At 42.9% G+C, this 17,679-nt stretch carries 18 protein-coding genes and 1 tRNA gene; 4 read left to right on the top strand and 15 right to left on the bottom strand.

The annotated features are described in order from the left end of the window. Positions 1 to 285 precede the first annotated feature (285 nt). The 4 genes from arcC to AC6UD4_RS06450 all read right to left on the bottom strand — a co-directional run bounded on the left by arcC (position 286) and on the right by AC6UD4_RS06450 (position 5,012). Entirely contained in the window at positions 286 to 1,209 is a 924-nt protein-coding gene (gene arcC, locus AC6UD4_RS06465; RefSeq protein ID WP_500694178.1) for a carbamate kinase, read from the bottom strand. Further along, positions 1,210 to 2,628: a basic amino acid/polyamine antiporter gene (locus tag AC6UD4_RS06460; protein WP_500694179.1), complete on the bottom strand. Its 1,419-nt coding sequence runs from the start codon at positions 2,626 to 2,628 to the stop codon at positions 1,210 to 1,212. Positions 2,629 to 2,707: 79 nt separating this feature from the next. Then, a complete protein-coding gene (gene argF / locus AC6UD4_RS06455) occupies positions 2,708 to 3,757 on the bottom strand; it encodes an ornithine carbamoyltransferase (protein WP_500694180.1) in 1,050 nt (349 codons plus the stop codon). A 16-nt stretch (positions 3,758 to 3,773) separates the two neighbouring features. Then, entirely contained in the window at positions 3,774 to 5,012 is a 1,239-nt protein-coding gene (locus tag AC6UD4_RS06450; RefSeq protein ID WP_500694181.1) for an arginine deiminase, read from the bottom strand. 600 nt (positions 5,013 to 5,612) lie between these two features. Here AC6UD4_RS06450 and AC6UD4_RS06445 point away from each other — a divergent pair. Next, the gene (locus tag AC6UD4_RS06445) at positions 5,613 to 5,843 is read left to right on the top strand and encodes a hypothetical protein (RefSeq protein WP_500694182.1); all 231 of its coding nucleotides are present in this window, start codon (positions 5,613 to 5,615) and stop codon (positions 5,841 to 5,843) included. Between the two features lie 55 nt (positions 5,844 to 5,898). Here the strand turns inward: AC6UD4_RS06445 and AC6UD4_RS06440 are convergent, their stop codons facing one another. Continuing rightward, positions 5,899 to 6,483: an NADPH-dependent FMN reductase gene (locus AC6UD4_RS06440; protein WP_500694183.1), complete on the bottom strand. Its 585-nt coding sequence runs from the start codon at positions 6,481 to 6,483 to the stop codon at positions 5,899 to 5,901. 194 nt (positions 6,484 to 6,677) lie between these two features. On the opposite strand from AC6UD4_RS06440, the gene AC6UD4_RS06435 reads away from it, so the two are divergent. Continuing rightward, the gene (locus tag AC6UD4_RS06435) at positions 6,678 to 6,881 is read left to right on the top strand and encodes a hypothetical protein (protein ID WP_500694184.1); all 204 of its coding nucleotides are present in this window, start codon (positions 6,678 to 6,680) and stop codon (positions 6,879 to 6,881) included. A 78-nt stretch (positions 6,882 to 6,959) separates the two neighbouring features. Continuing rightward, on the top strand, positions 6,960 to 7,700 hold the full coding sequence (locus AC6UD4_RS06430; RefSeq protein WP_500694185.1) for a DsbA family oxidoreductase: 741 nt from the start codon (positions 6,960 to 6,962) through the stop codon (positions 7,698 to 7,700). Positions 7,701 to 7,742: 42 nt separating this feature from the next. On the opposite strand, the gene AC6UD4_RS06425 is transcribed toward AC6UD4_RS06430, so the two are convergent. From AC6UD4_RS06425 to yycF, 8 genes are all read right to left on the bottom strand, one after another. Next, complete coding sequence (locus AC6UD4_RS06425; RefSeq protein ID WP_500694186.1) at positions 7,743 to 8,360, bottom strand: YczE/YyaS/YitT family protein; 618 nt, start codon at positions 8,358 to 8,360, stop codon at positions 7,743 to 7,745. Between the two features lie 93 nt (positions 8,361 to 8,453). After that, a complete protein-coding gene (gene rlmH / locus AC6UD4_RS06420) occupies positions 8,454 to 8,933 on the bottom strand; it encodes a 23S rRNA (pseudouridine(1915)-N(3))-methyltransferase RlmH (protein ID WP_500694187.1) in 480 nt (159 codons plus the stop codon). 586 nt (positions 8,934 to 9,519) lie between these two features. After that, on the bottom strand, positions 9,520 to 10,779 hold the full coding sequence (locus AC6UD4_RS06415) for a S1C family serine protease (protein WP_500694188.1): 1,260 nt from the start codon (positions 10,777 to 10,779) through the stop codon (positions 9,520 to 9,522). A 59-nt stretch (positions 10,780 to 10,838) separates the two neighbouring features. Next, the gene (locus AC6UD4_RS06410) at positions 10,839 to 11,627 is read right to left on the bottom strand and encodes an MBL fold metallo-hydrolase (protein ID WP_500694189.1); all 789 of its coding nucleotides are present in this window, start codon (positions 11,625 to 11,627) and stop codon (positions 10,839 to 10,841) included. A gap of 30 nt (positions 11,628 to 11,657) precedes the next feature. Beyond that, a complete protein-coding gene (locus tag AC6UD4_RS06405; RefSeq protein ID WP_500694190.1) occupies positions 11,658 to 12,503 on the bottom strand; it encodes a two-component system regulatory protein YycI in 846 nt (281 codons plus the stop codon). Next, the gene (locus tag AC6UD4_RS06400) at positions 12,503 to 13,813 is read right to left on the bottom strand and encodes a YycH family regulatory protein (protein ID WP_500694191.1); all 1,311 of its coding nucleotides are present in this window, start codon (positions 13,811 to 13,813) and stop codon (positions 12,503 to 12,505) included. The genes AC6UD4_RS06405 and AC6UD4_RS06400 overlap by 1 nt, the downstream gene beginning before the upstream one ends. After that, positions 13,797 to 15,656: a cell wall metabolism sensor histidine kinase WalK gene (walK, locus tag AC6UD4_RS06395; RefSeq protein WP_500694192.1), complete on the bottom strand. Its 1,860-nt coding sequence runs from the start codon at positions 15,654 to 15,656 to the stop codon at positions 13,797 to 13,799. Before walK ends, AC6UD4_RS06400 begins: the two co-directional genes overlap by 17 nt. A 32-nt stretch (positions 15,657 to 15,688) precedes the next feature. After that, a complete protein-coding gene (gene yycF / locus AC6UD4_RS06390; RefSeq protein ID WP_039143559.1) occupies positions 15,689 to 16,402 on the bottom strand; it encodes a response regulator YycF in 714 nt (237 codons plus the stop codon). 252 nt (positions 16,403 to 16,654) lie between these two features. Between yycF and AC6UD4_RS06385 the strand changes: the two genes are divergently transcribed. Beyond that, positions 16,655 to 16,727: transfer RNA gene (locus AC6UD4_RS06385), tRNA-Lys, on the top strand. A 104-nt stretch (positions 16,728 to 16,831) separates the two neighbouring features. Here the strand turns inward: AC6UD4_RS06385 and AC6UD4_RS06380 are convergent. Together AC6UD4_RS06380 and AC6UD4_RS06375 are read right to left on the bottom strand one after the other, a co-directional pair. After that, entirely contained in the window at positions 16,832 to 16,999 is a 168-nt protein-coding gene (locus AC6UD4_RS06380) for a hypothetical protein (protein ID WP_500694193.1), read from the bottom strand. Between the two features lie 67 nt (positions 17,000 to 17,066). Next, positions 17,067 to 17,678, bottom strand: a complete 612-nt coding sequence (locus AC6UD4_RS06375) for a hypothetical protein (protein ID WP_500694194.1) — start codon at positions 17,676 to 17,678, stop codon at positions 17,067 to 17,069. Position 17,679: the final 1 nt, after the last annotated feature.

The following is a 17,679-nucleotide window of genomic DNA, read 5'->3' as shown; positions in this document are numbered from 1 at the left end:
AGTTTTCAAACAAGATGCACTACTCCTTTCTATTTGATGGTTATGACCCACAAGTACCATGAAGTTCCCTTGCAACTATTTTTGATAGTTGCAAGGGAACTTTTTGTTTTAAAGACTAATCACGACATTGGATTACCTCTAACTAGATAAGAATAATCTTTGACATTTCGTTCTTAAATGCTAATATCAAATTGGAAAAATGGTTATAGTCCCGTTGAATCACTTAATAACAACTAAAAATCACCCAAAGACTAGTTCATAGTCATCGGGTGATTTCTTCAGTCGTTATTTTTTAATGACCGTTGCTCGACCATTTTCCTCAAAATCGGCAACGTTGTCTAATGACGTAATCACGGCTTCCTTGCCGGTGTTTTTCACAAACTGCATCGCCGCTTGAATCTTGGGTTCCATTGAACCCTTACCAAACTGACCTTGTTTTAGATACATGTCCAGTTCGTCAAGCGACACGTGTCCCAGTTCTCTTTGATTAGGCCGTCCGAAATTAATGGCCGCCTGGTCAATGCCCGTCAGGATAATTAACTGGTCGGCGTTCACCATTTGTCCGATTAGTGAAGCCGTAAAGTCTTTATCAATCACGGCTTCCACGCCTTCGACGTCCCCGTCATCGGTCATGACGACCGGAACGCCGCCACCACCACCAGCAATGACAGTGAACCCACTGTCAACCAGGGTGCTAATCTGCTTGGCTTCTAAAATGCTGATGGGATGAGGCGATGGAACAACCCGCCTGAATCCGCGACCGGCATCTTCGGCAAATTTCCAGTCCGGATGTTTCATTAAGACGGAATTAACGTCCGCGTAAAACGGACCGATGGGTTTGGTTGGATCCTTAAACGCTGGATCATTGGGATTGACTAATACCCGCGTGACAATGGTTGAACTAGTCATATCATTGTCTGAGAGGGCATCCCCAATCCACAGTCCTAACTCACCTTGAGTCATCGCTCCAACCACGTCAAGTGGCATTGGCGGATTTTCCTTCGTGCTACCGTTTAGTTCTTGGAGTAACAAGTTTCCAACCTGCGGGCCATTGCCGTGAGTAATCACTAACTGAAGGTTCTCAGTTGAATTACGCACGAACTTCACGATTTTTTTCGTGGTTTTTTTTAAAGCTTCTCTTTGCCCTTTTGCAGTTGGATCATCGGTTAAAATCGCATTGCCACCTAGAGCTATCACGATTCTCTTCATTTACGACACTCCTATCTTTCCCATAAATAGAGCAATTACCGCCCCAATGGCAGCAATCGTTATCAATGCCATCATGATCCATTCAAAGGTTGTAATTTTGCGTCCTTGATTCTTGATCGCTTTGATGTAGAAACCAAAGCCTAGAACGTATGCAATTGAGCATAACCACAAGAATTGTAGTCCCGCCACTGCGATTCCGACAACTTCAAACAATAGAGCTAGGATTCCTGGCATCATTTTCTTGACCGAATGAGCCTGCAGTCCAGCCTTAATTTGATCGGCACCAACCAGCGCGTAACAAATCACAATCGCTGCCGTACACAACGAGATTGCCAGGTTGTACGCCTGATCGGTAAATAGTAACGAAATCAAAACAATTTGTACCAAAATCTGAGTTAACCACAATGAGTGTGAAGGTGAATTGTGCTTGTTTAAGTAACCGAACCACCGGGGTAGTAGCTTCTGATCAGCTAGTTGTGACGTCGCTTCAACCGGAAGCATGGTCCATGACAGGAGGGCACCGACCATGGTGATTATAAGTGAGATACTGACAAAAGCCGCACCTATTGGTCCAATCATATCTTTAACAACGTAGGTCAGGGCCGGGTTGCTCAACTTAGCTAGTTTGGCTTGGGGTAAGTAACCATATGGTAGCATCGCAATCACGATGTTGATGATCAAGAGTGAGATGGTGCCAATAATGGTCGCCTTGGCCGCATCAGAACGCTTCTTAGCGCGTCCTGCCATCATCGTGGCACCTTCAATCCCGATGAAGATCCACATGGTGGTGATGATACAGCCTTTGACTTGATCAAATACCCCCATTGTCGTCGCCGGACTATACGTGAAGTTAGTACTAAAATTAGCCCAGAAGTGGGCGGTGAAAACGTTAGCTTTGAATAAGACAATTCCTAAGATTGCGAAAGCAACCAAGGGAATTATTTTTATTACGGTGATAATGGTATTGATGAAAGCCGCGTTCTCAATCCCCATCGTTACTAACCACGTGAGTAGCCACGTGAATACCGACGCAATGATTACCGCTTGAATTGAGTTGCCTGATCGAAAAACCGGAAAGAAATAACCGATCGCTGACATCATCATGGTGGCAAACGCAATATTACCAAGCCATGCCGATAGCCAGTATCCCCAGCCCGATAGAAATCCAGCAAAGTCACCAAATCCATCTCTGGCAAAATCGGAAATTCCAGTCAGTTCTGGTTTATCCTCACTTAGAGACTTCAAACTCATTGCTAGTGCAAAAATTCCGACTCCAGTAATAATCCACGCAACGAGCGCGGGTCCCGGAGTGGCCGCTGCCGCAATCTGTTCACTGGCATTATAAATTCCAGCGCCAATCGCGGAACTAATGACCAGCATGATTAATCCAAATAATGAAACTCCCTTTTTATTTCCCATATAATTTACGCAATCCTCTCAAATCCTAATTTAGGACATGATTGTCTCATTGATAATCCTATTTATGCTTTAGTAAAATTTAATTTTCGTTGTACATACTTAAGTCGCCTAAAGTGGCGGCCATAATTGCCATGATCGAGTGCTTACGGTTACCGGCCTCAACGAACTGGCGCCCGTAAGGACTTCTAAAGACCTCGTCGGTTACTTCCATTTCGGGACTGTTTAGGCCCTTGTATTTTTTAACTGCCTCTTTAGCAGTGGTGGTGTTGCCGTCATGAAAGGCTGGCAGACAGTGCATGAAAATCAATTCATCGTCAGGGGTGCCCGTCTTCTTCATTAAGTCCATGTTGACTTGGTATGGTAGTAGTTGGTCAATTCGTTGTTGCCAGTTGTTTTCACCCATTGACACCCAGACATCGGTGTAGATGATGTTAGAGTCCTTGACCCCCTTGTCAATGTCAGAGGTAATCATGAAGTGTGCTCCTGATTCCTTGGCGTACTTTTCGGCCAAATCGACGACTGCTTTTTCGGGGTGCAGTTCGTCGGGAGCCACGATGTGAACGTTCACACCTAGCATCGAACCAGTCACTAGTAAAGAATTGGCCACGTTATTTCGCCCGTCACCAACAAAGGTCAACGTGAGCCCCTTTAAGTGACCGAAGTTTTCCTTCACGGTCATGAAGTCAGCAATCATTTGAGTGGGATGCCACTCGTTTGAAAGACCGTTCCAAACGGGGACTCCCGAGTACTTGGCCATGATTTCCATGTCGGATTGTTCAAAGCCCCGGTACTCAATTCCGTCAGCCAGTTCGCCAAAGACTCGCGCGGAGTCTTCCACCGATTCCTTTTTGCCGAACTGACTTGAGGTTGGATCAATGTAGGCCGTGTTTCCGCCTAAGTCGTCACCACCAAGTTCAAACGAGAGTCTGGTTCTGGTCGAAGTCTTTTGAAACAAGAGCACCAGGTCCTTGTCGTGTAAATACTTGGTCACCTTGCCGTACTTCTTGTGTTCATTTTTCAAGTTAATGGCAAAATCAATCAAAGCTTCAATCTGGGCTGGTGTAAAATCAGACTCCTTTAAAAAAGAACGTCCCTGCATTGATTTTAATTCCTCTAGTAATGTACTCATTTAATTTGCTCCCCCTCTAATTATTTTTATCAAGTGGTTCACGAATGATTGGTTGTGACATACAACGAGCTCCACCACGGCCACGCGATAGTTCTGAAGACAAAATCTCGTAAACGGTAATACCGTGTTTCCGCATTACATCAATCGTGATTGTGTTGCGATCGTATGTGACCACTTCCCCAGGGGCAATTGCCAAGTTATTTGACCCATCGTTCCACTGTTCACGTGGAGCGGCAACTGGGTCACCATCGCCGGTCTCCATCATGTCAATCTCAGATAATCCAAGAACTTCTTTGAGTGTATCCGGCAGACTTTCACGATGTTCCATGTTGATGGTATTGTTTTTTCCGGGATGAAGGATGTTAATATTCATCTTACCACCGTTCATGATCCCTGGATATACGGTAAATTGGTCGTAGTTGACCATGGTGAAGACCGTATCTAGATGCATCATGGCATGGTTATGCGGAATTTGAACCGCCACGATTGTGTCAAAATGTGACTTGGGATCTTCAAAAAGTTTGTGAGCCAGTTTTTCAATCGAACGAGTTGAGGTTCGTTGTGAGCAACCAATTGCCATGACGTGATCGTTTAAAACGAGTTCGTCACCACCCTCAATCCGAGCATCATTATAGCGGTCCAGCCAAACGTCAACTTTTCCGGCAAACCGTGGATGATACTTCATCACGTACTCCGTGATGAGTGACTCCGGACGCCGCGCCTCAAAAGTCATGTGGTTAATCGTTAAACCAGATCCCATCGAAGCTTGCGGATCCCTGGTAAAGTACGCATTTGGTAGTGGATCCAGTAGGAAAGGATCAAAAGCGTTCGTCCCGGCCACGTCGTGCAAACTTGGGTGAGTAAAATGAATTTTATCTCGTCTTAGGCCGGCATAAATCGTACTGACCAGGTCGTGAATCGAGAGACTCTCAAAGTAGCGTTTGATGTCCTCTGCCGAACTACCCGTGTAGTAGTGTTCACTTAGGTAAGTTGACTCAAAATCATCCCTTACGTCATCCTTTTTCAAGATGTCTTCCAACAAATCCTCGATGTACACAACCTCCACTCCATGATCACGGAGTAGATTGGTAAAATAATCGTGCTCTTTGTCAGCGATTTTTTGATACGGAATGTCATCAAACAACATCTGCTTCATGGTATCCGGAATGACATTTTCAATCTCTTTTCCAGGCCTGTGCATTAAGACAGACTTCAGCTGCCCAATTTCAGAGTTCACTTCAATTGCAGATTTCATAATAATCCTCCTTAAGAATTGTTATTCATGCTTATGGTTAAACGATTTAACCACCCATATCGTACGGGGTTTCGCAATTTATAACAAGCATTTTAACCGACTAGAAAAAGTTTCCTAGTCGTACGTCAATAATGATAACTGTTTCACAAATTTTGTCAAATCGTTCAAAGGTTGATAATTTGTAAAAGCGGGTATGTGTTGATACAATGGGAAAGTTAAACATTTTTGTCAAATTTTAACTAACTTTTTAATAGTTACATGTTTAACAATCATCGCATCAGAAAAATCCTCGAACGTAATATAACTTGGCTCTTAATTAATTAACTTTGTTGAATGTACTGATTAATGATAATCCATTATTAGTTGATACTTAGACCGTTTAAATCAGCCTTAATCGCCAGTACTTGTCAACCATCTAAAATAATTAAAAATAATCTCGCTTTTGTTTTAACGCAATGGTATAATTAGTTCGGTAATGAGAAGTACCAATCAATCTCTTTTGCCATTTTAAAAACATACCTGTGCACCAAATCTATTGAGAGACCTCCACGTCTACTCGGATTTGGTGTTTTTAGTAAAACAGAAAGGGGGTTACTTGAATTGACAGTCTTTAAGGAACTACTTGAACTAGTGATTTTGGTGTTACTAATGGTCTTAACCTTTTTTCATCCCAATCCATGGGTGGGAATTGGTCTAAATGTCCTTTTAATCTTAATCTTGTGGCTCTTCCCCGAGGGAAGTAATAAGATTAACAAACTCTTCAAGTACATAATCACAGCGGTCTTCTTGATCTCGATTATCCTGATCGTCTTGCAGATGATTTTTCAATAAAAAAAGGAGCACTTCAAAAAAATGAAGTGCTCCTTTTGCGTATTTACTTATAAACCTAATTACCTAAAAGCTTGGTGTAAGAAGCAATGTCACTTACGGCATCCTTTAACTGCTGGGAGTAATATTCCACTGATGGCGCATTACTTACAAAATTGCCATCCTTTTCAAAGTTGTCGTCAATGTGGCCAATCATGGTCATGTGTGGCAGCATTACCATTCCCAACATGGATAAAGTGGGAAGGATGCCTAAAGCCGAAGCTTGACCAGACAAGGTACTGCTAGAATACGAAACAATTCGGGCAGGCTTGTCAGCCGTTTCAAAGCCGATGTAATCAAGGGCGTTCTTAAACGCACCAGAAAGACCGTTGTCATAGACTGGTTCAATAAATAGATAACCGTCACCAGCCTTGATGTTATCAATCCACTTCTTGGGGGCCCCCGTTAGTTTCCGGTCAGGATCACCCATTGGTGGAAGTGGCTCATTGAAGATTGGTAAGTCTAAATCACCAATATCAATAAAGTTCAACTTGACCTCGTTGTCAGACTCAAGTTCTTTTGCGTTCTTCTTTAAAAAGTTAAAAATTCCGGCACCACTAGAATTAGATCTGGCACTACCTAAAATTACGTCAACTGTTTTCATTTAATCTCTCTCCCTTTACTCACAAAAAGTAAGTTAATATGTACTTTAATTCTATTTAATTTCCGAAACAAAAGCAAGCAAAAAGCCCGCTTCGTAGTTGGCCTATCACAATTCTTTATAAATTAGTTAACTTTCATTACAATCAAAACCCACTATACTATAATAAGGTGAGAAGTAGATGAGGGGGAAGTAACATGAAGAATTGGCTTAATAAGATTCTCAAATCAGTCCATGGCGATTCTGACAAGAAGTCATCGGATCATGCCGAGAATAAAAATCAAAACACTCCAAATGAAGCAAAAAACAGTGATAGTAAGCAAACCACTGAACAAAACCAAGATCCAAAGCAAATCAAAAACGATAAATTACTTGGAACAAGCAACGCCATTGATAAGTGATTCTTAAGCAAGATGATTGTGATTGATTCAGTTGAACACTATACTTTAGTTAGTAGATAATTTGTAGGAGGTACTAAAATGACGAAAAAAATGGAAGTCCAAGTTTGGTCCGATATTGCATGTCCGTTCTGTTACATCGGACGGGCCCACTTCAAGTCCGCACTAAGTGATTTTGACCATAAGGACGACGTTGAGGTTCATTACAATAGTTTTGAACTTGATCCCAACGCATCTGGTGAACCAGAAACCATGGCTGACCATATGAGTAAGGAAAAGGGAATGTCAAAGGAAAAAGTTTCCGAGTTTCTATCAACCATCACCGAACTGGCAAACGAAGCTGGTTTAAAGATGGATACCGGAAAGATTAAAGTAGTGAACACCTTAAAAGCTCACCGTTTACTTCACTTTGCGGGAACCAAGGGCAAAGAATCCGAACTGATGGATAAGTTGTTTGAAGCTTACTTTGCCGACGGTTTAAACGTTGACGACAACTCCGTTTTAGTTGACCTCGCCATGAGTGTTGGTCTAAATCAGGACGAAGTCAAATCTGTCATAGACAGTGATAAATTCAAGGACGACGTCAGAGCTGACGAAGCCGCCGCTCAACAAGTTGGAATTAACGGGGTTCCGTTTTACATCTTTAACAAGAAGTACGCCGTTTCTGGTGCTCAACCGGTGAAGGTCTTCAAGTCCGCTTTATACAAGGCTTGGGCTAGCTTTCAACCAATTGAAATGGTTGGTGGCGATGACAACCAACAAAAAGGTGCTAACTGCGAAGGCGGCAGTTGCAGTATTGACCCAAATGATAATAAAAATTAATTAAACTAAACGGTCCGTTGGAATAATCCAGCGGACCGTTTTTTATTTAATCAGATGGAGGTGTCTTCCCCAGAGTTCCACAAAAGGACCCGAACACAACGAGATGATGACCGTCATAATTCCAATTGGACCAGAGACGAAGAACGCCAAAAACATGAAAAGCACATCCTGAATCACCCGCACTGACCAGTACGGCATGTGCAGTCTTTGAGAGAAAATGGGAGCAATCGCGTCATACGAGGACACCCCGAACTTGGCCGACATGTAAACGGCAATTCCGACCGTGAATATCAGGAATCCAAGGACAGCGAACAACAATTTCAACCAGAAGTTATCGAACACCAAGTAGGCACCGAACCAGAGCGTGAAATACTGAACCCCGTAACCCACCAGCATGTTAATCAAAGTCCCAAAGCCAATCTGATGGTAATCCAAAATCAGCACGATGACTAACAGAATCATGTAGTCGATGAACTGGATGTTACCTAAGCCAAGCGGTAAATGGTGCGATAATCCGACACTTAATGCGGTAAAGGCGTCCATTCCGAGGTTTTCTTTCCGCATCAACGTCATTCCCAAAGCGATAATCGCCGTTCCAATAGCGGTAATTAGAACTTGAACCAGAAAACGCAGCACCCGATGCGAATTTAAAATTTTCATTATTAATGACATCCTTTCGGCGTGTACGTGTAGTTGAAGCAAATATCCATATTTTACAAATAAAATAATAAAAAAAGCTAATCAGCCTGTTTCCTATTTATGGTACGGACTGCCGCTATTAATCATGAAAGCCCGATAGATTTGTTCGGTCAACACTAAGCGCATCAGCTGGTGCGGTAGCGTAAAACAACCAAATGACAGTTCAAAGTTAGCCCGCTTCAAGACCTTGGGAGCAAGTCCCAACGACCCACCAATCACAAAGGTAATGTCCGAGTGACCGTACGTTGCGAGATCCTTGATTTTCTTCGCAAAGGCTTCAGAGGTCAGTTCATCGCCTTGAATTGCCAAAGCAATCACATACTCGCGGTCTTTAATTTTAGCCAAAATTCGGGTTCCTTCTTGCTCCATCACCTCGTCCATTTCCGCTTGACTAAGGTTCTCAGGCGCCTTTTCGTCGGGAACCTGAACAATCTTAAACTTGCAAAAACGAGAAAGTCGTTTGACGTACTCATTAATTCCGTCTTTGAAGTATTTTTCCTTCAATTTTCCAACTACCACCAATTTAATGTTCATAAGTCGACTCCTTTAAACAGACTATCCACAAAGTTATCCACAGGTACCTTCACAAACTATCACGTTTCTGGAGAATTTAAAGACCTGTTAATATTTCGATTTTGTCAACAACATTTTTATTTATCCACAGAAATAAACAAGACATATGTTCGTTAACGCAATTTTCGTTGTTGTGATATCAACGTTTATCGCGTTCTTTTTTTAATAAAATTTTGTTACATAAACTTATGCACACTTCCTGTGGATAACTTCTTGATACTTTTCCACTATCATTAAAAGCCTAAATTACAGCTTTTGTGTTTTCACAATGAGTTTATCCCCAAAGTTATGCACAGACTTTTACCACTTGACATTTCCAACCACGTATTTTCTGATTATTAATTTTTTTTAAACCAATTTTGTTCGGAGTTTACCGTCAATCCCTCTATCACCGAATTCATAAGTATCGTTACAATCATCACAACTAAAATTCAGGCCTCAAACGGACAATTGCTTCAATTATCGCATTAAGTTATCCGAATGTCAGTTCACTCTTTTCAAACAAAAAATGTTCGCCGCATCTACTCTACGACGAACATTTTTTAAATTACTGCTGTTTTGCTTGCTGATCTAGCGTAATCTCAGCCGTTTTCATTTGTCCATTATGATAATAGGTAACGGAAATCTTGTCGCCAACGTTATGCTCATACAGGATGTCACGCAACTTACCCTGATTGGTAATGTCTTTTCCAGCCAACTTGGTAATCACGTCATTTTTCTTGAGACCCGCATTAGCGGCTGGTGATCCACCTCTAACGTCCATTACTACAACTCCATTGGTAACGTTTGAAGGAAGCTTTAAAATCGATTTCTGCTGCTTAACCGAGATGTTAGCCAGGTCCACGTACTTAATGCCTAGTTCGGGACGAATTACCTTTCCGTTCTTAATGAGCTGGTTGATAATCCGTACGACCTCGTTACTTGGAATGGCAAAACCCATCCCTTCAACACTGGTACCGGAACTATCCTTCGACAGTTTCATTGAGTTAATCCCAACGACCTGTCCGGCACTGTTTAGGAGTGGTCCACCCGAGTTTCCAGGGTTAATGGCCGCATCGGTCTGGATAACCGTTGCGTCACCGGCACTGGCGTTCTGCTGACCGTTCTCGGTGCTAGCCTGCGGCACTTCTCGCTTCTTTGCGGAAATGATTCCCTCAGTCAGAGACGAAGCGTACTCAGAACCAAGTGGTGATCCAATCGCAAGGGCGGTTTGACCCACCTTGATGTCGTCAGAATTACCGAAGTTAGCCACCTTATTGACACCATCACCGTTAATCTTAAGAACGGCAAGGTCGGTTACAGCATCATGGCCAATTAGCTTAGCTTCCTTTTTCTGGCCGTTACTCAAGATGACTTCCAGGTTGGACGAACCAGACACCACGTGATTGTTGGTCACAATGTACGCTGAGCCGTTATCCTTATTGTAGACAACTCCAGAACCCTCACTAATCTGTTGCTGATCCTTTTGGTCTTGACCGCCATTGTCTCCACCATTTCCTCCGAACACGCCACCAAACATGCCCTGAAGTGGATCAGAGTCACTGGACTTGGTCTTCTCGGTGTTAATCACCGAAACAACGGTATCCTTGTTGTCCTTAAAGACTTTTTCCGCCTGATTAGAGGCATTTACCCTTACATTCTCAACTTTTGCGGTTCCGCCACGATTGGAACCCGCAGGGACGGATTGAGTTCCTAGAGACATTCCGCCGTTATACCACGAAATCCCACCATAGGCAATTCCACCGCCCAATAGACCGGCTACTAGTGCCACGATGGCAACTGTTAGTAGCGGATGTGTTCTCTTCATATTTACACCCCATTTAATATTATTCTATCAAATAGTTTTTAAAAAAGTATCAATTATTCTCAAAGAGTTATTAAATCGGATGGTTTTTCAACATCGGTGTCAAACAAATTGAAGTCTTGTCCGACCCCAAAATCTTCATTTTCAAGCATGGAAGCGACGGTAAGATGAGCCAGTGACTTCATGTTGTTATGGTGACTGCGGTGCCCGATGAAGATGTTCTTGGTGTCACGTCCGATGATTTTCATCATGGCGTCCGCCCCGTCTTCATTTGACAAATGACCCTCATCACTCATGATGCGTTGCTTGGTTGGCCACGAATAGTCGCCGTTTCTCAGCATTTCCACGTCATGATTACACTCTAAAACGTACGCGTTGGCGTCTCTTATGACCCCTTCAATGTGATCAGAGACGTAACCTGTATCCGTCAACACCACAAAACTCTTATCGCCGTCGTGAAAATTATAGAACTGAGCGTCGGCAGCATCGTGGGACACACTGAAACTTTCAACGTCCAAGTCCCCAAATGACTTAGTGGTATCGGGATCAAAAATAAACTTTTGTTCCTCAGGAAATTTCCCGATCTTGTTACCCATCGCGTTCCAGGTCTTCTCGTTCGCGTAGACCTGCATGTCATACTTACGCGCCAAGATTCCCACTGACTTGGCATGATCGGTGTGTTCGTGGGTCACAAATAACTTATCAACGTCGGTCAAACTCCGTCCAATTGAATTCATGAGGTTCTCAATTTTTTTGCCCGACAGTCCGGCATCAAGTAAGACCTTGTGCTGGTTCGTCTCAATATAAGTAACGTTGCCGCCACTTCCGCTCGACAATACACTGATTTTCATTGGATCTTCGCTCAACTTATTCCCAGCTTTCTAATTATCTTCTGTCCCACTTGTGATTTTATTTTTAAAGTTCTCCTGAACGTTTTCGGTCTTTAAGACCGACCCAGTGAAGGCGTTAATCCGCCTTATGGAAACGTCCTTGGAGTTGCGGGTCTGGATGGCAATGACCCAAGTAGGGATATAGACCCCATTATTATTAATGTTTAACAATTTAGTGTATGATCTTCTGGTCCAAAGCACCCTGGAGTTGTTGGGAATCTCATTGTACTGGTAGAGCCAGATCAGTGCTCGCTCTTCCGAAATGGTCTCAGAACTCTCGTGTAAAATCTTGATGTTATTAAGTGCCGTTTGCGTATAACTCTTAATATTCCCGTCGTCATCTAAATAGAAGATGATTCTGGCATTATTGTCCATCAAATTACTCGTCAAAGCCTTCTGAATGTAGACAATCTTACTTGAATTGGACTGGTTTTGGTCGTACTCATAATCCTCACCGTTAATCACAAAACTCTTTCTTTTCATGAGCGGGTCCAGCGTGTTCTGTGGGTTCCGATTATCAATGTCAATTGGCGTCCGCAACGTACTTACGACCGCTCCATTTTCAAAGCGCGCGTCCTGATTTTTCAAGTTACCCATCTCATTTGCGAGATTACCATCATTAGAGGCGGAAATGTAGTAACCGTTAGAGCGCTTATTAGAGAGCTTGCCAACGGAAATTTCATCCCTGCGCATTTCTTTGATAATGGTGGAGTTCGCACTATTTTGACTCGTGTTCTCGGACTGCATGTTTTGGTTTTGAACAATCATTAGGACCAAGAAGACGTCTAAAATAATGAAAGCCAGCAAGAAGATCTCTTGAATTCGCTTAAAATTCATTAGAAGCTCTCCTTTCCGTTCCCATTGCCAATCAACTGGGAGTTAATCCAGGTGCCGTCGTAATTAACGAACCAGGATGGCTGCAAGGTGATTAACTGCTTATTGTTCTTTTCGGGAACAACTTGGTAACCAAGGGTGATGGATCTGACCTTCTTCATGTCAATTCCCTGAGCGGATAGTTGGTTTAAGATTGTTCCAGTACTTGGAAGGGTGGTACTTTCAGCGTTCGTTGGAATTGGAATTTGAAAACTTAAAAGTGAAAATTCGTAACGATTGGCTCCACCATTTCCCATCTTAAACGAACACGTCCCCAGCCGCTTCTGATTGAAGACGGGATAACCCTCCACAAACGTTCGGTAGGTGACGGTGTTTTTGACCGGATTATAACTGTCAAAACGAGCATTATCCAGTGGAATCCCCAGCTTAGTAGCGTAGCGATAAGCCGAGTTCAACACTTCCTCGTAACTGTGGCCCCGCTTACTTTGCTGGTAGTCCTGATAAATAACGTTGTCCTCATTGTCAAAGTTTAACGACTGGTCCCGACTACTGTAGGTCGTACTCTTCTTTCGGTGCTTAACGCTGGTATCCGTCGTATTACCCAATACCCGATTAATATAAGCCGTCTGGGACTGTTCTGCGAGTAAGTACCCGTAATTACGCATCTTGACCTGGCTTGGGTAGAAGAGAAACGGGCGATCGTTTAACGTCCGCATCTGAACGTCCACACTTTGAACTTTCGTAGTGAGAATGTTCTGTAACTTGGCTAAATTCCGCTTTTTAGTGGTGACCTGGTACACATGGTAACCGTCATCGCCCAACAGGTAAAAGTGGGTACTGTCATTTAGTGGGATGACCATGCGATCAACGTTGAAATCATTCTTTTTCACCTTGTGATTAAAAATCTTACTTAACAAATTAACTGGAACTTCGCCACCATAATTCAACATCAGCGAATTTTCAGAGTTAAGGGTATCGATATACCGCTTTTGATTATCCTTTGAGACCTCTTTGATTGACTTGACCTGATAGGTCTTGATGTTTTTGACGATTTCACCGGTCAAACTCGTGGTCTCACTTGTGAGCGACTTCTGTTTCCCACTCCTAGTGGTAGTAATAACCTCGGTGGGAGAATAGATATCATAACGATTCTTCGAAGAAACTTCGCTTTTAAGCGTAGCTGATTTATCCTGATGCATTCGACTCCCAAAGCGAGCTGGATTGACCAGTAGTGCCACGATGAGCACCAAACTGACTAGTACGGCAATACACAGTGAAACCGGTAAAATATAAGGTTTAAGCTTCTCCTTCATCCCAAAGATCCTCCTCGACTGGTTCGTTTGGTAGTGAAATATAGAACGTTGAACCCTTTCCTTCAATACTATCGACCCAAATATGGCCGCCAAAGGCTTCCACAATTTCCTTAGAGATTGCGAGCCCAAGTCCACTTCCACCTTGAGCCCGTGAACGAGCTTTATCGACTCGATAGAAACGATCGAAAATGTGTTTAATGGCTTTTCGTGGCATTCCTAGTCCCTGATCAGAAATACTCATGATGATGCGGTTGTTCTGTTCGTACAGCCGACAGGTAATGACACCACCGTCTGGTGAATATTTGATCGCATTATTCATAATGTTATCAATGACCTGGGTAAAACGGTCGGTATCGATGTCAGCCCACAGATCCTGCTTAGTAAAGTCCCGTTTAATGGAATAATTCTTCTTTTTCGGATCGTCATCGGTCTTAATGATCATGTCAAAACGATCCAAGATGTAGTTAAAGAGCTTGTTGATGTTAACTAATTCCGTATCATACTTCTGGGTCCCAGAATCCATCCGCGATAGTGTCAAAAGGTCGTTGATCATTCGAATCATTCGGTCGGTCTCGTCCTGAGTGACCTTCAAAAATTTGGGTGCCAACTTTTTATCCTTCCAAGCGCCGTCCTGCAAGGCTTCAATGTAGGAATGCACACTGGTTAAGGGCGTTCGCAGTTCGTGTGAAACATTGGATACAAACTGCTTCCGATCGTCATCAATCTTTTGTTGCAAGGTGATGTCATGGAACACGCAAACAAGCCCATTAATAAAGCCGGATTCACGCTGAATCAACGAAAAATGAGCTGATAAAATCAGCTTATGGTCGTGATCAGAAAAGTCCAAGTTGACCTGTCCTGGGTCTTCAATCAAGTTTTTAAGGGTGAACCGGTCGCGTAAATGCAAGACATCTAGGATGGACTTACCGATGACCTGTTGCTTACTAACGCCTAGAAAACTAAGCGCCTCATCGTTGATGATGATGACGTTTCCGCGACGATCCGTGGCAACCACCCCGTCGGTCATGTTATCTAAGACCGAATCCAGACGCCTTCGCTCTGACTCGGTTGACTCCTGAGACTCTTCAACCCGTACTGACAGGTTATTGACCGCCTTCGCTAGTTGACCCAACTCGTCATTTCCGTAGACCTTAACGTGCCCCGAATAATTACCGCGAGCAATCTGTTCCGTCTGCTTCTTCATTGCGTCGATTGGCTTCGTAATGGCCCGAGAAATAATGAACGTTAGAAGCAAGCCCAAGATGATGGCGACGATCGCCGCAAACAGGTAGATTAAGGTGATACTGTTGATGTTTTGGTAAACCGGATTCAGATTAGCCCGAACGTAAACGACCCCTTCCATGTTGTTTTCATTGCCCTGACTGTTAATCAAAGGTGTAATCATGGTGTAGTAACGGTTCCCATCACTGTAAGTATTTTTCTCGATGGTTTTACCGTTATTTAAGGCATTCTTGATGTCATTGTCGGTGGTCTTTTGTCCCACTAACGACTGGTCGCTACTCTGATTGGTTCCACGGATGTTGCCCCTGGAGTCCACCACCAGAATATCATCAGAATTGTTGGTATCAACGTCTTCAAGGATCGTCTGAATCTGCTTATTAGCCTTGGTTTGGTTCTTTTTGGCTAACTGCTTTTTAAGGGATGTATTAACGTAAGGCTTCAGTTGGATGGAGTCCTTAAACGTATTCAAATTTTGGTACTCGAGTTGACGCACAAAAACGGCACCCACTACTTCCAAGGTAATGATCATCATTAAGGCGAAAACTAACGCAATCTTAAAATGAATGGACCTTAAAAAGTGCCAACGTCTTTTCTTCTTCATTACATGAATACCTCTAAACTAATCAATTTGGGTTATTCTTCCTTTTCGGAATCCCGCAGGTAATAACCAACCCCACGTCTGGTTACTAACCACTTGGGGTGACTTGAATCATCTTCAATTTTTTCTCGTAAACGACGTACGGTCACGTCGACGGTTCGAACGTCACCGAAGTAATCGTAGCCCCAAACCGTCTGAAGCAAGTGCTCTCTGGTCATCACTTGACCAATGTGTTGGGCTAGATAATGAAGAAGTTCGAATTCTCGGTGGGTAAGATCCACACCCTTCCCACGTTTAGTAACGGAGTAAGAGTCCGGATGAATCACCAGGTCACCGATTTCGATATCGTGATTATCGTCTTTCCCTTCCCCAGCTGAGCCAGTGATGTTCTGCCGTCTCAAGTTGGCCTTAACCCGTGCCACTAATTCACGGTTGGAAAATGGCTTAGTAACGTAATCATCGGCACCGAGCTCTAGACCCAATACCTTGTCGAGTTCAGAATCCTTGGCAGTCACCATGATAATTGGCATGTTGTGGGTCTTTCGAACTTCCTTGGCAACTTCTAAGCCATCGACCTTTGGTAACATGAGGTCAAGAATAATGAGATCGGGTGTATTACTATCAACCTTATCAAGGGCCTCTTGCCCATCGTGTGCGACGTCAACGTCAAATCCTTCTTTGGTTAAACTAAATTTTTCAATGTCTGTAATTGGTTTTTCATCATCGACAACTAGAATTTTTTTCTTCATAATATTATTTGTCTCCTTTGAACTGCTGGCAGTCCCTATATCAATCAAGTTTGGGATCAAGGCTTATTTTACGCTCAATCCTAGTTAAATTGTAACACATCAAATTACTCGCTTCACGTTATTCAACAACGGTTGTTAATTAATAACAGCTCTTTTCAGTATTTCTTCCGTATCTGCAATTTCGTCTTTTTTGTAAATTAGTGTTGCATGGGGTTTTGCGGTATGCTATTATAATAAATGTACTTTTGATTTGGGCAGTTAGCTCAGCTGGCAGAGCAACGGACTCTTAATCCGTGGGTCCAGGGTTCGATCCCCTGACTGCCCATCACATATAATGATCATGGTTAACGCCATGATCTTTTTTTATATCATTAATTTCACTAAAAAAGGAAAGACCATCTTCGTTAATTGCGAAGGATCCTTCCTTTTTTATTTTTTAATTGCTAAAATCTCGGTTAAAATTGCTAAAGCAGCACAAAAGCCGGCCATCGCCAGACCAATCCAAATCAAGCTTTGATCCTCAATAAACGGAACGAGGATCAAAAACATTGCCGCCAAAAAGGCCAAGATTAACGATAGGACATGTTGCTTCTTCACGCTTAACACCTCTAATCCTTGAACACCATGGGATTACATCAATTGTTTCACGTGGAACAATTATCATTTAAAACAGTGAAACCTGTTGATAGGCAACTTCATCTAATTCTTTCAACTGATTAATCACAACTTGGACACCTTTGGTGGTAAAAGCCGCGTTTACGTATAGTTTATCCGCTCCACATGGTTGAGGCAAGTTAAAATGACCAATTTTTGGTACCATTAACTGCTTTTTCACACTCAGGTCACTGGGGCTATTATTTCCCTTGAGCCATTTGATGGTGTAGTGATGGGCTCTTAAGAACTGGTAAAACTCACGTTTCGTCATTTCCATCCTACTTACGTGTAACTCACCGTAAACGTCATCAATTGATTTAGTGATCTGATTCTGCTTTAAACTATTTCCGTAACGCAACACGATTGGTTTTACCTGCTGCTGAATCCAGCGCATTAGTCGGTCAGCACGTGGATAATTACTAAGGGAAGCAAGACGACACGTTCCCGCCACGGTTAATTGGTTAACTCCATTTTCATCAGTCACTAGTTCACTGTCTGAAAGTGAAACCATTTTGGGCTTCAATAAATTAATTACATCTAAGTAGTCAAAATAGACGTTCGCCCCATCGAAATAAACGGTCAGTGGATGCCCCCGAAAACCACCTACATCAATTACCTGCACG

The sequence above is a fragment of the Fructilactobacillus sp. X3R5C2 genome (genome assembly GCF_059901175.1).
This window is presented reverse-complemented; position numbering and strand designations above follow the sequence as displayed.

Excerpts from the sequence above, each read along its gene's own strand:
- arcC (WP_500694178.1), bottom strand. The coding sequence starts at position 1,209 with ATGAAGAGAATCGTGATAGCTCTAGGTGGCAATGCGATTTTAACCGAT.
- AC6UD4_RS06415 (WP_500694188.1), bottom strand. The coding sequence starts at position 10,779 with ATGAAGAGAACACATCCGCTACTAACAGTTGCCATCGTGGCACTAGTA.
- AC6UD4_RS06400 (WP_500694191.1), bottom strand. The coding sequence starts at position 13,813 with ATGAAGGAGAAGCTTAAACCTTATATTTTACCGGTTTCACTGTGTATT.
- argF (WP_500694180.1), bottom strand. The coding sequence starts at position 3,757 with ATGAGTACATTACTAGAGGAATTAAAATCAATGCAGGGACGTTCTTTT.
- AC6UD4_RS06425 (WP_500694186.1), bottom strand. The coding sequence starts at position 8,360 with ATGAAAATTTTAAATTCGCATCGGGTGCTGCGTTTTCTGGTTCAAGTT.
- rlmH (WP_500694187.1), bottom strand. The coding sequence starts at position 8,933 with ATGAACATTAAATTGGTGGTAGTTGGAAAATTGAAGGAAAAATACTTC.
- AC6UD4_RS06430 (WP_500694185.1), top strand. The coding sequence starts at position 6,960 with ATGACGAAAAAAATGGAAGTCCAAGTTTGGTCCGATATTGCATGTCCG.
- AC6UD4_RS06440 (WP_500694183.1), bottom strand. The coding sequence starts at position 6,483 with ATGAAAACAGTTGACGTAATTTTAGGTAGTGCCAGATCTAATTCTAGT.
- AC6UD4_RS06435 (WP_500694184.1), top strand. The coding sequence starts at position 6,678 with ATGAAGAATTGGCTTAATAAGATTCTCAAATCAGTCCATGGCGATTCT.
- AC6UD4_RS06460 (WP_500694179.1), bottom strand. The coding sequence starts at position 2,628 with ATGGGAAATAAAAAGGGAGTTTCATTATTTGGATTAATCATGCTGGTC.
- walK (WP_500694192.1), bottom strand. The coding sequence starts at position 15,656 with ATGAAGAAGAAAAGACGTTGGCACTTTTTAAGGTCCATTCATTTTAAG.
- AC6UD4_RS06450 (WP_500694181.1), bottom strand. The coding sequence starts at position 5,012 with ATGAAATCTGCAATTGAAGTGAACTCTGAAATTGGGCAGCTGAAGTCT.
- yycF (WP_039143559.1), bottom strand. The coding sequence starts at position 16,402 with ATGAAGAAAAAAATTCTAGTTGTCGATGATGAAAAACCAATTACAGAC.
- AC6UD4_RS06410 (WP_500694189.1), bottom strand. The coding sequence starts at position 11,627 with ATGAAAATCAGTGTATTGTCGAGCGGAAGTGGCGGCAACGTTACTTAT.
- AC6UD4_RS06405 (WP_500694190.1), bottom strand. The coding sequence starts at position 12,503 with ATGAATTTTAAGCGAATTCAAGAGATCTTCTTGCTGGCTTTCATTATT.